This window comes from Planctobacterium marinum, assembly GCF_036322805.1.
Taxonomy (GTDB): domain Bacteria; phylum Pseudomonadota; class Gammaproteobacteria; order Enterobacterales; family Alteromonadaceae; genus Planctobacterium; species Planctobacterium marinum_A.
The window spans coordinates 725,649-740,611 of sequence record NZ_AP027272.1 but is presented as its reverse complement, the minus strand read 5'-3'; the positions used below and the strand labels follow the sequence as shown (position 1 = coordinate 740,611).

The following is a 14,963-nucleotide window of genomic DNA, read 5'->3' as shown; positions in this document are numbered from 1 at the left end:
GAATTTGTTTTACTGAGCACATTCCATATTCGTGAAATCGTCACGGGCAAACAGCATTTCGTACTTGCTTTCCAGGTATCGGGTTTGCGCTACCCACTCGTTGGTTAGACTGATTAAACGCACATGTGACTCCCGCTTATTCTCTTGCAATGCTTCACCGTGATTAAAAATGGCGGCATTAAGACGATTAATAACGGGTTGATAACTGTCCTTTTGAAAATCGATGACCGCGCCTATCTCAGTAGCTAATTCGTAATTTGCATGCAACATGTATCCCGATTCACCAGCCAGCGACCAAGCGGAATAACGCAGCGACTCCTGAATTAACATAGACTCCAGATTCATATCAATTGACCGAGCTTGATCACCTTGACGTCCCATAGAAATCGCCGCGCGGATGGTGGCCAATAAGCCTTGCTGTTTCGGCACGTAACCGCGTTTTATCAGTACCCGATTAAAGGCCAGTTCGGATTTAACGTTACACATGGCGATGTGGGTGCGCTCTTCAATATCTCTTTCTTCGTCCCAATCCTGCAAGGCAAACGCCAACAGAATACTGGCACCAATAAAAGCGGATTCGGCAAATACTGCCCGCCACTTAATTGCTTTTGCGGTGTTAATTTGTAACATGCCCTGGGGTGTCCTTGAAGATTGTCTCTCTTTTCTGGCTGAGTAAAAAGCTGTTGCCTTTACCCCAACCTTTCCCGAAATCCCATGATACCTAAAATAGTCTGATATCAACAAATTGATTCATGCATGTAAGACGCTACAATAGCCGCTCTTTGATTATCAATAACAATAAATCTATGTATCTGCATCCATCTTGGAGCGCACTCACTATTGGTGATGGCGACCTGTCTTTTTCACTGGCATTAACCCAAAAATACCCAGATTTGAGAGTTTGTGCCAGTGTCCTTGATACAGAGCAAGAGGTAAGGGAGAAGTATCAACTCAATGCCATCGATGCACTGCGAAACACCGGACATAAGGTGTGTTTCGCACTGGATATCACCGCGCCTCATAGTTTTCCGTCTGGGCTGGCCGCGGATTTTGATGTGACTATTTTTCAATTTCCATTGGTGCCCAACAATGGCCCACGCAAGCCCGGTCAAAGCTGGCATCAAGGTGCAGATAGCAATCTTTTGAATCGACGTTTACTGAGTGATTTTATCAAACACTCCGCCAGTTACTTTTTGTCCCCCCGAGGGGCTCGCCTTTGTTATATCACTTCAAAGGATGTAAAGCCCTACTGCGACTGGCATATCGAATGCTTAGGTGCACAAAGTACATTGCAGTATTTGGGTGATATGCCATTTACCCCGGTTGACTTTCATGGTTACAGAGTGCGCAATGTGGACAGGGATAAGCAAGTAAAAAGTACCGCCGCCCGAACTTATGTGTGGTCGGATAAAGCTCTTTCCGAACCTATACCACAACTAAGTCCACCAATTACAACAGCTCAATATTGTTCATTATGCAAAGTGGGCCCCGTGGCCGACGAGCAAGATTGGTTCAATCATTTGAACTCCAAACAACACAAGCGCCGCGCCGAATACCAGCAAAACTGGGAAAATTATCTGGTAGAAAGTGACTGATTTGTTGCTCTAACGTTTTTCTTCCGCCATTTATCGAATCCCTATTGTGTGAAAAGTCCGTATTGATTGATGATGACAAAAGAATCGCTCCAGAGAGCGCCTATGAAATTTCGAAAATTTATTCTTCTGTTTGTTATATCTTTTTTGTTAGCAGCCTGTTCGGGCAATAACTGGCGCACTGCCAGTCGCGCGCCGGCGGGCATCGCTGCTGATCCGTTATTACATAAGGAAGCCGTTATCGAATTTTATGCGGCCAACGCGTTTAGTTGGAGGGGCTGGTTCGCAGTGCATACTTGGGTGGCAATAAAAGATAAGGATGAGCCTGAATACACAGTTTATGAGGTAGTGGGCTGGCGCGTTCGACATGGTCAACCCGCATTAAGAGAATATAAAACAGCAACACCAGACCGCTATTGGTACGGAGCAAAGCCAGAAAAATTCCACACTATCAGCGGCGAAAAAGCTGAAGCTTTAATTCCGCAAATTACTGCCGCTGTAGCTAATTACCCTTGGGCAGATGAGTACACCCTGTTTCCTGGTCCCAACAGCAATACCTTTCCAGCTTGGGTGGGTTTGCAGGTACCAGAGCTGGGGCTGGACATGCCCTTTCGCGCCATTGGTAGTGGTTATGCGGATTAAACAAAAGCAAGGAAGTTAAAATCGCGGAACCCAAAAACAAAAAACGCAGCCGAAGCTGCGTTTTTCTTTTTAATCCGCTAAGGGATTAAAGTACTACAACTTCAGCAGCCTGAGGACCTTTCTGACCTTGTTGTACTTCAAATTCTACGCGCTGACCTTCAACCAACACTTTGAAACCTTCAGATTTGATGGCACGGAAGTGAACGAATACGTCTTTGCCGCCTTCTTCTGGAGTTAAGAAACCGTAACCTTTGTCTTCGTTAAACCACTTAACTGAACCTGTCAATTTAGACATAAAAATAAACCTATAAAAATATTAAATGTTGACGCAAATGCGCCGGTAGAGCCTTGTTTAATTACTAATTTGGAATTGCTGAAGGTACATGGTCGTCAAACAAGTTTGACGGGTAAAGCAGAACTTAAGCGGATAACAAAAATATAACTGACCACAGGCCGATCATGATAATAGCACTATAAGTGCCTGGATGCGAAGTAATTTTTTGAGGGTCTGTCGAAATTGTGCACAGCAGTGAAGACTGTGGCAATAACTCTCAAATAACAAAAACGAGGCTTCAAGCCATCTTCACTTTGGGCAAAGTATGATTGTCAGCAGATTAAAAATGGGCCGGCGGAATTTTCCCTAATCGCTTGATAAAATCCACGGATGGCGCGAAATAGGCGGCGCCTGTTTCAGGTGTAGTGAAGTCCAGTAATTTATCGTATGTCCCTGTTTCATCGCCAAAAATCATACTTTCCAGCATTTTGGTAAAGGGTTTGCTGCTCTTGCAGCAAGAAACAAAAAACAAGCCCTGCACCTTCATATTACCGTACGGCATACTTTGCCGCAGAATTTCCAAACTATTGCCTTCGTCGTCTTTCAGACTGGTGCGTTTAGTGTGAGCAAAGCGGGCTTTTTTGTGGGACAAAAACTCGACATCGTCAGATTTTGTGCGGCCGATGATCTTCTCCTGCTCTTCCACTTCAACCTGATTCCAGCGATCCAGGTTGTGCCGATAGCGCTGCACATGGATATAGCTACCACCGGTAAAATTGGGGTCTTCATCGGCTACAATAGCTACATCCAGCTTCTTCATGCCTTTAGGGTTTTCGGTACCGTCCACAAAGCCGGTAAGATCTCTGCCATCCAGATAGCGAAAACCTTTCACTTGCTCTACCAGCTCCACGTGAATTTTCAACAACTCATAAACCTCAACGCCAATGGCATGGCAGATATCTGCTCTGTCAGCCCGGATTTGAATAAACAAATCACTGGGAACCACAGGTGCACTGCGGTCTTCGCAGGACATGTCAGGAAAAGGCGCCAGTTCAAGAGGTAGCTCTCCGGGATACAGCTCCATCCAATAGTTGCTACCAATCGCCACAACCCCCGAAATCATGGCTTCATAATGCTCTTCGTCGTAGTGATTGAAGACATCGAGGATTTTAGCCAGCTTTTCTCGAATCGCATGATCTTGCTCATCAATCACATTGAACATCAAATATAAGGCATGCAGATTTGGCTCTGCACAGATGCCTTTTTGTGGTTGTGGCATAAGATTCCTGAATAAAAAGCGATACTTAAGAATATCTCATATTTTTTAAAGGGTGAATATTTGCGTTAATTTCGGCACAAGATAATCAATATCCTGCCGCCTGACCGTCTTTACGGCTCTCAGAAGCACCGTAATATACACCGGTTTTCGGATCCCGCATGATGGCCTGATAACCACCAAACCAACCCGAGACTTCACGCAAAGAATGTCCCTTGCCCAGCAATTCCCGTCGCGTTTGCGCTGAAAAGCCATTTTCCAAACTGACATAACCGCCATCTATCATCATTTCACCCGTTGGTTGGCTGGAACCACTGTGGAGAATACGCGGTGCATCGCCAGCTTCCTGTAAATTCATGCCAAAATCAATCAGATTCATTATCACCTGGGCATGCATTTGTGGTTGTGCGCCGCCCCCCATGACACCAAAGCTAATCCAAGGTTTACCATTGCGAGTAACAAACGCCGGGATAATTGTATGGAATGGACGCTTACCGGGGGCATAGGCGTTGAAGTGATCCTCCTGCAAAGCGAATAGCTCACCTCTATTCTGCAACACAAAGCCCAGGCCTGTTGGCGTCATGCCCGAACCCATACCTCGATAGTTACTCTGGATAAGTGACACCATGTTGCCCTCACTATCTGCGGTAGTGAGGTAGATAGTGTCTCCTTCGTAAGGGCCTGCATCATAGCGCTTCGCCGCTTTATTCATATCAATAAGCTGTCTGCGGGTTTGCGCATACTCTTTAGAAATCAGCATATCAATAGGTTGTTTGTTAAAGTCCATGTCGGAATAAAAGCGCGCCCGGTCTTCAAAGGCTAACTTTTTCGCCTCCACAAATGCGTGAACATAGTCGGAAGAACCAAAGCCCATCTCTTCTACATCAAATAGCTCCATAACATTCAAAATTTGCAGTGCCGCTATGCCTTGTCCGTTAGGCGGCAACTCCCAGACGTCATAGCCACGATAACTGGCGGATAGAGGCTCTACCCAGTCGGAGGTGTGAGACGCCAGGTCTTCGTATTGCAAAAAGCCCCCCTGCTCTTTCATGTAGGCAGCAATAATAAGGGCGATATCGCCTTTGTAAAATGCGTCACGGCCACCTGTGGCAATCTTTTCGTAAGTGGCAGCCAATGCAGGGTTGGTAAAAATGTCACCTTTTTTTGGTACGCCACCATTAACATAAAATGTTTCTTTGAAGCCGGGATAATGGCCTATACGAGCTTCGTTTAGGGCAAAATAATGAGCAATCAACTCCGATACGGGAAAACCATTTCGGGCGTATTGAATCGCCGGACTCAGTAATTCCGCCATTGGCATGGAACCAAATTTGTCATGCAATTGGTACCAACCGTCTACCGCGCCCGGAACCGAAACAGGTAAGGGCCCAAAAGACGGGATTTTCGCTAACCCGAGCGCTTCAAAATGACTCATTTGCAAACTTTGGGGTGAGCGGCCTGAAGCATTCAAACCGTGCAACTTTTTAGACTTAGCATCCCAGACTATGGCATACAAATCACCGCCGATACCACAGCCTGTAGGTTCCACCAAACCCAGCATAGCATTCGCGGCTATCGCGGCATCAATGGCGTTACCACCGGCTTTTAAGACATCCAATGCCACCTGAGTGGCCAACGGTTGACTGGTTGCCGCCATACCATTTTGAGCAATGACTTCCGATCGACTGGCAAAGTGTTTTCCGGTGATTCGGTCAAAAGCATTTCCGGAAAAACTAACGAGCAGCAAAGCGCTGAACAAAAACGAGTAGGATGTGCGACTTTTCAAGACAAGCTCCTGAGTAGATTGAAATTTTTATTTTCTACTGCAATACAATACTACAGGATCTCAGCTGACAAAAATTTCCGCAATTAAAGCTAGAACATTAAATGAAAAAGCCCCGGCAGTGCCGGGGCGAAAAAGGGCATATAGCATATGAAGCTATTTTGGGGTTTCCCCCGGTTCCTGAAGGAACTCTGGTAGAGCGAGTCGGATGTCAAACGAGCCGCCCAAATTTGTTATTATTAAATTTCCTGATTACAGTGAAATTAGCTTTTCACGGTAAAATCTGGGTAGGCTTCCATACCACACTCAGTGGTATCAACACCTTCGTACTCTTCTTCTTCAGTTACACGGATACCCATCACTGTTTTCAGGATAAACCAAACTACGAAGCTTGCTACGAATACCCATAAGAAGATGGTTAACGCACCAATTAACTGGCCGCTGAAAGAAGCACCACCGTCTTCAGTAAGCGGGTTAGTTACTGGGACGAGTAACAGACCTAACAAACCAACAGTACCGTGCACTGAAATCGCACCTACTGGGTCATCAATCTTGAATTTGTCCAAAGCCACGATAGAGAAGACCACCAATACACCGCCCAAGGCACCAAATAATGTTGCTTGCAGAGGTGTAGGTGTTGAGGGCTCAGCAGTGATAGCAACCAAACCAGCCAAAGCACCGTTTAAGGCCATGGTCAGGTCAGCTTTCTTAAACATGAATTTCGCTACGGCAAGAGCAGCAATCAAACCACCAGCGGCAGCAGCGTTAGTGTTCATGAATACAACGGCTACGGCATTAGCACTTTCAACACTTGCTGTTGCCAAGACTGAACCACCGTTAAAACCGAACCAGCCCATCCACAGGATGAATGTACCCAGTGTAGCTAGTGGCAAGTTGGCACCCGGAATAGCATTAACTTTTCCGTCGGCGCTATATTTACCCTTACGAGCACCCAGTAAGATAACACCAGCAAGAGCAGCTGCTGCACCCGCCATGTGTACAATACCTGAACCAGCGAAGTCGGAGAAACCTAAGTCTCCTAAGGTGTACATACCAAATACAGCTTCGCCACCCCAAGTCCAACGACCTTCCATTGGGTAGATAAAACCAGTCATAACAACGGCAAAAGCGAGGAATGCCCAAAGCTTCATACGCTCAGCTACTGCACCAGATACAATAGACATTGCAGTTGCAACGAAGACCACCTGGAAGAAGAAATCCGCAGACGGAGCATAGGTAGCCGGATCTTCAGCGCCAGTTGCACCATCACCAGTAATACCACTTAAAAATAGTGAGAAATCACTACCGCCATACATGATTGAGTAACCGCAAATCATGTACATTGTACAGGCGATTGCATACAAGGCTACGTTCTTAGTCAGAATTTCGGTGGTGTTTTTAGCGCGTACCAGGCCAGCTTCTAGCATGGCAAAACCCGCGGCCATCCACATTACCAAGGCACCACATACCAAAAAGTAGAAAGTATCCAGTGCGTATTGTAGTTCGAATGTTGTTTCCATTGTGTTCTCCTAATGTGACTTAGATAGCGTCGCTATCAGTTTCACCGGTACGGATACGAACGGCGTGTTCAAGATCGAAAACAAAGACTTTACCGTCTCCAATTTTCCCGGTTTTAGCGGCATTAACGATTGCTTCCACCAGACGCTCAACCTGGTCGTCTTGCACAGCAATCTCTAACTTCACTTTAGGTAAAAAGTCCACTTGGTATTCGGCACCACGATATAACTCGGTGTGACCTTTTTGACGACCAAAACCTTTAACTTCTGTCACGGTCAAGCCGTCAATCCCGATGTCCGAAATCGCTTCACGGACATCATCAAGCTTGAATGGCTTGATAATGGCACTGACTAATTTCATATATTGCTCCCCATATTTTGGCTATTTTAAAAGCGGTGTGTTCCACGTCATTTGATAATCAAATCCTGTGCCAGAGAAAATAATTTATATTTTTCATAAACTTAACTATTTTAAAGTAAGAAATGAAATCATTATTTGCACTTTATTGGTGCATTGATCGAGATGGAGATTCAGAATGGTGCAATAAAAAATAACCCTAACGCGACAAAAAGTGGTCCATCGCGATGACGGTATTAAGGGCGGTATCTACCACACCAATATAAAAGGGTCGAGACAGCTTATCGATGGTATCTCTTGGGGTGTGGTAGTATTTGTAATCCTTTACTCCCAAGTATAACCAAGGAATATCACGCCGTGCGAACTCCCAGTGGTCGCTGGCTTTGCGCCAGTCTATTCGGGTTTTACGATCATAACTACGGGATGGCTTATCCAACCCCATTTCAAAACATACAGGAGAGGATGTGATCACTTGCTCAATCACGGGCTTAAACTGGGGTTGCTGATGAGTCCCGGACGCATAAAGAGTCCAGTATCTGCCGGGTTGAGCAATCATATCTAGATTGATATTCAATTTAATATTTTCTGGCGCTATCAGGTTATCTTCAAGAAATGCTGCAGCACCTTTCAATCCCGCCTCTTCGTAATCTGTTGCCAGGAATATGATGGAAAGGGCGGTGTCGCGCTTGCCTAATTTGTGCGCAAGATAAAACAGGGCTGCAACACCAGAAGCATTGTCATTGGCACCAGAGAAAACGTGCCGGCCTTTTTTGCCCAGATGATCATAATGGGCAGTAATGACAATAAATTGGTTTTGGGTCTCTCCGGGCAGATAACCCACAACATTTACGCCCTTTTTGACAGAAGACATACTTGTTGGGGAAAAATAATGATGCCAAGCGAAATCTGCCTCTTGGTTATCTTGCTGAGAAGCGAGCTGTGCGAGAGGCTGTAGTCCCGATTGTGCAAAGCGCTTTACAATGTAGTCACGCGCCAAACGAGCCCCTTCGGTCCCACCTTTGCGCCCTTGCATATCAGGATCACTAAGATAGGAAAGATCCTGCCAGAGTTGCACCTGCTGCGGCGTGTATTGCTGATTTAGAGCGCGACATTGCTCTTCGGCCAATACAGGCCTCGAAATAAGGCCAAGTATACATACATAGCAAACAAAGAAAATTGACGCGGGCGAAATGCCATTAAAGTTTGGCAAACAAATCCATTTTATGTTGATAGCGATCTTTCAGGTCATCGATTTGAGTATTTCTCTTGGCTCGCTTGAGATATTTCATAGCTTGTTTGCTATTGCCCAAGTTGGCGTGGGCTTTAGCCATACCAAAATAAAACTCATGATGACTCTCATCTATACTAATGGCTTTCTTGTAATGGGCCAACGCCTCCCGGAAGTTACCCGTTTCCAGCTCTTGCTCGCCCAGAATGAAGTGATAGTAGGGGTTGCGTAAGCGTTTTTGAGTCACAAATTCCTGGATGTTTTTTGCCAACTCATAGCGTCCCTGATGCTCATGCAAAATTGCCAGATTCTCCCATATTGTCAGGTTGTCCTGATTGAGTTTTAACGCTTCTTCATAGGTTTTTTCGGCCCAATCGTGGTGCCCGGCCATCCGATATAGAATTCCTAAATTGGTCCAGGCATCTTGAAACATGATGTCAGCCTGCACCGCTGCTTTTAAATACGAATAAGCAGTGAGATGATCCCCATTTACTAAGGCCTCCGCGCCTTTGTTGTTATAAAACATAGACACAACACGCTGCTTGTTTACCTCAGTAGATGGGAAATACTTTTTCGGTGAAAACGGGTCAAAGTCTACTACCATAGTGCGGTTTTCTAACAAGATCATAGAAGTATCACTGACATCACTAATGCGCAAATTAATATGCCCATTGATCAGACTATAACCATCTTTTCTCGTCCAGTATTCTGGGATATCAATCTCCTGAAACCTCACGTCAAAGCCCGCTTGTTTGGCAAGCGCATAGGTCATTATCGACAAAGACAAACAATTGGCAGCTCTATTATTGAATGTTTCACTTGCAGTGGTATTCGCACCGTTGTCGTAGATCATATTGAAATCAGAGCGATTGAAAATGGCTCTTATCAAACTCTCCATGACCTTATTACGATTCTTGGCATGCACCATATTCTTAGCAACAGTAAGATTATTTACAAACACTTTAGCGTCAGAATCTAAGGCAAATATCTCCTGTTCAGATTCTACAGGAACGGCTTGGTAGCCAGAAAAAGCAGTATCCAGAAATACAGGTTTAAGATCCACCTGAGCTTGTTCAGTACTTTGACAACCACTCAAAAACAACAGAATGGCAAAAATAGTTAGAAGACCAGAAATACGCATAGTCACCCCCTATCTGTTAAGATTAGATTAGACCGGGTCTACTCTCAAGTTAGTTCAACGCAGATATCAGTTTGTTCAACCTATGTTTTAAACCCGCTTAACAATCTATCGCAATAGACGGCTTTACCTTATGGAGTTTTACGCCTTCCTTTTGTAATAGCTTGATAAACAATTGCTGGTCTTCCAGATTTAAAAACTCCGCAACAGGTACAGATTTGCAATTATCTCTGAGCAATAATTCCAGGGTATCTTCTGGATGGCGGGGTTCGTAGGTAATCAAATAGCTTTGGCTGTATTCAAATAAATAGCCTTGCAAACGCTTGCCATAACCTTTTTGCAAGGAAATATACTGCGGACTGAGCAATACTATTTGGCGCTGGTAAGTGGACTTTGATACTAACCAAGTCAGGAACAGAAGCAGTCCCACTTCCAAACCAGCAAAAGGTAATATTAGCCAGGCTCCAACGAAGGCCCAGATAATAGCGATGGACAAACAGAATAAAGCCAAAGTGCCCATGATTAGCTTACTTTGTTGCCATGTTAAAGACCGATTTGGTGCAATCGTAATCTGCACCTTGCCGGGTAAATGTTTAGCCTTTACCATCGCTGAGATTACAGTTCAAAAACTTTGCAAAATCCCCACTACCCATTGGTTTGGCATAATAAAATCCTTGAAAGTACTGACAGGTACGCTGTTTCAGAAAAGCTTCATGTAACTCTGATTCAACCCCTTCAGCCACCACTAAGAGTCCTAAATTCTGTGCCAGTCCTAGAATGGCTTCAACGATGGTTTCATCTTTCTCATCGGAACCGATACCCGCCACAAAACTTCTGTCCAGTTTCACTATATTAAGAGGCAGCCGTTTTAAATAAGCAAAAGACGAATAGCCAGTACCGAAATCATCCAGCGCTAACTGGACTCCCAGTGACTGAAACCGCTGCATCGTGGTTATCGCTTTTTCAGGATGCAACATCAATGCACTTTCCGTCACTTCAACTCGTAAAGCAGACGCTGGCAATTGATATTCATCAAGCACACTCACCATACTCTCGGCAACACCATCCTGCTCAAAGTGAGTGACTGAAAGGTTGATAGACAGATAAAAATCAGGCACCACTTTTCGCCAGCCTGCGGTATCAGATAACCCTCGCCGTAATGCGTCATTGGTCATAGGAATGATTAAGCCAATTTGTTCTGCCATGGGAATAAATTCATTGGGTGGCACGATGCCGTCATTTGTGACCCAGCGCAGCAGCAATTCAGCGCCAACAACACGGCCACTATCGGAATCCAAAATGGGTTGATAGTAATTTACGAATTCCTGGCAAGCTTGAGCTCGTTTGATTTTGGATTCTTTCTGCAGTTTTTCGCGCACCTCCACATCCATGGATTCAGTGTAAAAGTGATAACATTTACCGGGATCTTTTTTAGCGTGATACATGGCAATGTCGGCGTCGCGTAACAGCTCTTCCGGAGCCCGTGCATCGCTGGGATACAGTGCAATGCCGATACTGGGAGTAATGCTGACATTATGCTCACCCAGTTCCATGGTTTCGGCGACACAGTGACTCAATTCCTGAGCAACTTCGCCCACCTGAGTGACATCTTTGAAAGACTCCAATAACACCACAAACTCATCACCTCCTAAACGCGCTACGGTATCTTGTTTGCGCACACGCTCTTTTAACCTGATTGCCACCGCTTGCAGCAATTTATCGCCGTAGTCGTGTCCCAAAGAATCATTGATTTGCTTGAATCTGTCCAAATCTACAAATAACACCGCCAGCGTGTTTTTATTGCGATCCGCCACCTGAATAGCATGCTCCATTCTGTCCAACAATAAAGTGCGATTTGGCAATTTGGTTAAGGTGTCATAGTTGGCTAACAGCTTAATTTCTTCTTCTGCTTTTTTCTGCTCAGTGATGTCGGTAAAAATCACTACATAATGGTTTTTTTCTCGATTCTCGATACTGATCAAACTGATATTAATTAGTACATCGCGGTTCCCCAGACTTCGTACATCAATATTATCTTCTCCGTGCCAGTGCTCGCCCACTGTCATTTGCACCATGATTTGACGATACTTGCGCATTTTGTCAGTCAGGCCATTGAATACCTCATCGTGCAGGGATACTTGAGAATCAAGATCAAAATTAAACGCCTTGTAGAAAGAGTTATTCGCCATCACGCCATTAAAATCGGAATCAATGATCAACACCCAATCTTTGGTATTGCGGAATGCTTCTCCAAAAACCATAGCACTCGCAACGGCCGTTTGCGCTTCATTAACATCGGTAAACAGACCGGAAATGAAAACTGGCTTGCCCTTGTCATTGCGTTTCAGGATTTGACCGACATTGCGATACCAGTGATAACTGTTATCTGCTTGCTGAACACGGTAGGTAAAACTAAACGCATCCACTGAATCGGAATCAAATAAGCTTTTCCATTCCCGCATGAATTCGCTTCGGTCATCGGGATGAATTTGTTGACAGTGTTGCCTGAATGTCTGCCCTGTGCCCATATTCTTCTGGTTGGCACTACCCACAAAGCTTATCATTTTGTTTTTGTCCTGCCATTCCCAGGCTTCGCTCTGACTGGATTTTAACGCCATACGTAAACGCTGCTCACTGTCCACCAGTTCTTTATTAATGGTGAGCAATACCTGCTGTTTTAACTTGCGACGGTAAATGATGGCAGTCACAATCAGTAGTACCACAAAGGCATATCCGGCTTTGGCAAGTGGCGAATTCCAGGGAGCGTAAGCCACTACAAACTGTACTTTACTGGGCCTTGTGGTAAATCCTGTCACTGGGGAAATTGCGCGCACGACAAAATCGTATTCCCCCGGGGGAAGCTGTGAGAAACGAGCGCTGTTATCTGTTGTAATGGGATAATCCACAGTCTCTTTACCCTGCAAAGAGTATTGGTACTGAACTTGATCCTGCTGCTCAAACCCCAATGTAGAAAAACTAATATTGATACCTGCATCGTTGTATTGAAGCGCAAAGGACTGTTCAGCCAAATCGGTGTAACTTGATGCTAACTCTCTATTGGCCAATGAAATGCTATCTATAATGACACTTCGGTGTGGATCTTGACCTTTGGCAATAATGTCGGGGTCAAAAATCGTTAAGCCTTTAACGCCACCATAGGCTAATTCACCTGATTTCAGTTTTTTCCACGCGCCACCATTATATTCCAACGCCGCAAGACCATAAGACAAGTCAAAGTTCATCAAGTGCGCATTGTCTAGTCCGTAGCTGAATATGCCTTTGTGAGAGCTAAACCATAGGCGACGATTATTGTCTTGAAGCAAGCCATAATTAACATCGATCTCTTTAGCTTTTACTGATTTAAAGCTGTGTACTTCATGCCAGTCATTGTACGCAAGTGCCACCAATCCATTACTGGTGAAGCTGAGCCAAACCAGGCCTTTTTCACTGTCCAGACTCCAGTTATCCACATAAATAAATTCTTGCGGAGAATAGCTTTCAAGTTCGTATAATAAGCGCGGCTCAAGGGTTTCGGTATTTACCCCCCAAAGCTGCCCTGAAGCACTCAAGAGCATCATGTGGGTGCCGGGCACCTCACCAATAAATCCAAAACTAAAATAGGGATTAACACTGTCTTTCAGTTGAGTTAGCTCTTGCAAAATTCCAGTGTCGGGTTGATAAAGGTAATAACTGTCCAGTGTCGATAGCCACACCTTCTCCTGTTGATCGATATAAAAAAATGACTGTTGGTCTTCAAATATGGTGCGCTGCTCTTCGTTCGCTAAGGGCACTGGTTTTAGCGCTTTCGTATCAATATCAAACAACCGAACACCTTCGCTCGTAGCCAACCACAATCCAAGACTCTCATGATGTGCCACCTGATAAACCTGCGACAATAACCCTTCTTGGGCCTCTTCAGTAAACCAAAACTCAGAAAAGCTCTGTTCCAAATCGAGAAATGTTAGTCCGTTCGATGTGCCAATCCAGAGTTTACCGGCCTGCACTTCCTCAATATCCCAGATTTCATTACTGCTGAGAATTTTCCCGGTTGTACTGCTGTTGAAGTAATTCTTAAAGGCTTGAGTTTTTGGATTCCAGACATACACCCCACGAGCATTGGAGGCCAGCCAATAATTATTATTCTTATCTCTGAAAAGCTTAATGATGCGATCGTTAAAAATGTCCTGATTAGAATTAGAAAATTTAAGCAATTGCCGGGACTGCAGAGTATCCAGTTGCACTTCCATCAACCCCTTGTTTGAAGCTGCCAAAATGCGATCTTTTTCAAGTAATAAGTCATGAAACTGCTGGCCTGCAATAACGGGTTTAACAAACAACTTTTCTGGTTTCGAGTCATCTCGATTTGGCAGTTGTTGTTCCGTTAATAAAAACAGACCATTTGCAGTAGCCACCCATATCCGACCTTGCTGGTCAGTGATCAATTTTCGAATACGCTGTTGATATTCATCGGCGCGCTCCGGGTCAGAAATCGTGGAAAACTGGATTAACTTGGTCTCACCGGACAGCGGGGAAAATCGCATCAGCCCCTTGTTGGTACCGAGCCAGGTGTAGCCGTTAAGCGTTTCAGAAGTCGTGATAAACTGCTCTTCCAGGAAATTATCAAGCACCTGTGGTTCAGCGGCTAACGAACGGCTGTGATGAGAATATTTGAGGACATTGTCAGAGGTGAAAAACCAGGTGGTATTAGTGCCTTCATCAAACTGAAAAGCCAGCACGTCTCGGTTCCAATCCTCACTGCTATCCCAATGCAGTTTTAATTCGTTTGTTTGAGCATTAAAGCTATACAAGCCGTGCTCAGATACAGATATCCAGAACAACCCCATTTTGTCCTGGGTGACAAAATAAAAATAAGCTCCCTTTAACGAGCCATCTGCTGTCTCGAAAGGTCTGACACTGTAGCCATTGTATATGTTCAGCCCTTCTGCAGTACTCAACCAGATAAAACCGGTATTATCCTGATAAATATCATTGATAGTCCCCTGAGTGAGTCCTTCTGCTGTAGATATACGTTTAAGGGTAACAGGTTGATTAGCCTCAAAATTATCGCCATAAGAGGCAGACACGAGCAAAAGAGGCAATAGAGCCCAAAGTAAAATGCGGCGACAAAGAAACAAGTGATATAAACCCGATAACT

General features: G+C 44.8%; 12 protein-coding genes. 2 read left to right on the top strand and 10 right to left on the bottom strand.

What is annotated here, in order from left to right; all coding sequences use genetic code 11:
- Positions 1-9: 9 nt before the first annotated feature.
- A complete protein-coding gene (locus tag AABA75_RS03290) occupies positions 10-630 on the bottom strand; it encodes a hypothetical protein (protein ID WP_338291083.1) in 621 nt (206 codons plus the stop codon).
- A gap of 122 nt (positions 631-752) precedes the next feature.
- Here AABA75_RS03290 and AABA75_RS03285 point away from each other — a divergent pair, with 122 nt between their 5' ends.
- A complete protein-coding gene (locus AABA75_RS03285; protein ID WP_338291082.1) occupies positions 753-1,595 on the top strand; it encodes a Rossmann-like fold-containing protein in 843 nt (280 codons plus the stop codon).
- A 102-nt stretch (positions 1,596-1,697) separates the two neighbouring features.
- The gene (locus AABA75_RS03280) at positions 1,698-2,234 is read left to right on the top strand and encodes a DUF3750 domain-containing protein (RefSeq protein WP_338291081.1); all 537 of its coding nucleotides are present in this window, start codon (positions 1,698-1,700) and stop codon (positions 2,232-2,234) included.
- A gap of 85 nt (positions 2,235-2,319) precedes the next feature.
- On the opposite strand, the gene cspE is transcribed toward AABA75_RS03280, so the two are convergent.
- The 9 genes from cspE to AABA75_RS03235 all read right to left on the bottom strand — a co-directional run bounded on the left by cspE (position 2,320) and on the right by AABA75_RS03235 (position 14,892).
- Complete coding sequence (cspE, locus tag AABA75_RS03275; RefSeq protein ID WP_338291080.1) at positions 2,320-2,529, bottom strand: transcription antiterminator/RNA stability regulator CspE; 210 nt, start codon at positions 2,527-2,529, stop codon at positions 2,320-2,322.
- A 319-nt stretch (positions 2,530-2,848) separates the two neighbouring features.
- Complete coding sequence (locus tag AABA75_RS03270) at positions 2,849-3,787, bottom strand: Dyp-type peroxidase (RefSeq protein ID WP_338291079.1); 939 nt, start codon at positions 3,785-3,787, stop codon at positions 2,849-2,851.
- Between the two features lie 85 nt (positions 3,788-3,872).
- Positions 3,873-5,543 carry a gamma-glutamyltransferase gene (gene ggt, locus AABA75_RS03265; RefSeq protein ID WP_338294792.1) on the bottom strand — a complete coding sequence of 557 codons (1,671 nt, stop codon included), beginning with the start codon at positions 5,541-5,543 and terminating at the stop codon, positions 3,873-3,875.
- A gap of 287 nt (positions 5,544-5,830) precedes the next feature.
- Positions 5,831-7,087 carry an ammonium transporter gene (locus AABA75_RS03260; protein WP_338291078.1) on the bottom strand — a complete coding sequence of 419 codons (1,257 nt, stop codon included), beginning with the start codon at positions 7,085-7,087 and terminating at the stop codon, positions 5,831-5,833.
- A 19-nt stretch (positions 7,088-7,106) separates the two neighbouring features.
- A complete protein-coding gene (glnK, locus tag AABA75_RS03255) occupies positions 7,107-7,445 on the bottom strand; it encodes a P-II family nitrogen regulator (RefSeq protein ID WP_229531447.1) in 339 nt (112 codons plus the stop codon).
- A gap of 196 nt (positions 7,446-7,641) precedes the next feature.
- Positions 7,642-8,568 carry a M28 family peptidase gene (locus AABA75_RS03250; protein WP_338291076.1) on the bottom strand — a complete coding sequence of 309 codons (927 nt, stop codon included), beginning with the start codon at positions 8,566-8,568 and terminating at the stop codon, positions 7,642-7,644.
- Positions 8,569-8,638: 70 nt separating this feature from the next.
- A complete protein-coding gene (locus AABA75_RS03245) occupies positions 8,639-9,811 on the bottom strand; it encodes a tetratricopeptide repeat protein (RefSeq protein ID WP_338291075.1) in 1,173 nt (390 codons plus the stop codon).
- A gap of 97 nt (positions 9,812-9,908) precedes the next feature.
- On the bottom strand, positions 9,909-10,415 hold the full coding sequence (locus tag AABA75_RS03240) for a DUF2244 domain-containing protein (RefSeq protein ID WP_338291074.1): 507 nt from the start codon (positions 10,413-10,415) through the stop codon (positions 9,909-9,911).
- On the bottom strand, positions 10,402-14,892 hold the full coding sequence (locus AABA75_RS03235; RefSeq protein WP_338291073.1) for an EAL domain-containing protein: 4,491 nt from the start codon (positions 14,890-14,892) through the stop codon (positions 10,402-10,404). Before AABA75_RS03235 ends, AABA75_RS03240 begins: the two co-directional genes overlap by 14 nt.
- Positions 14,893-14,963: the final 71 nt, after the last annotated feature.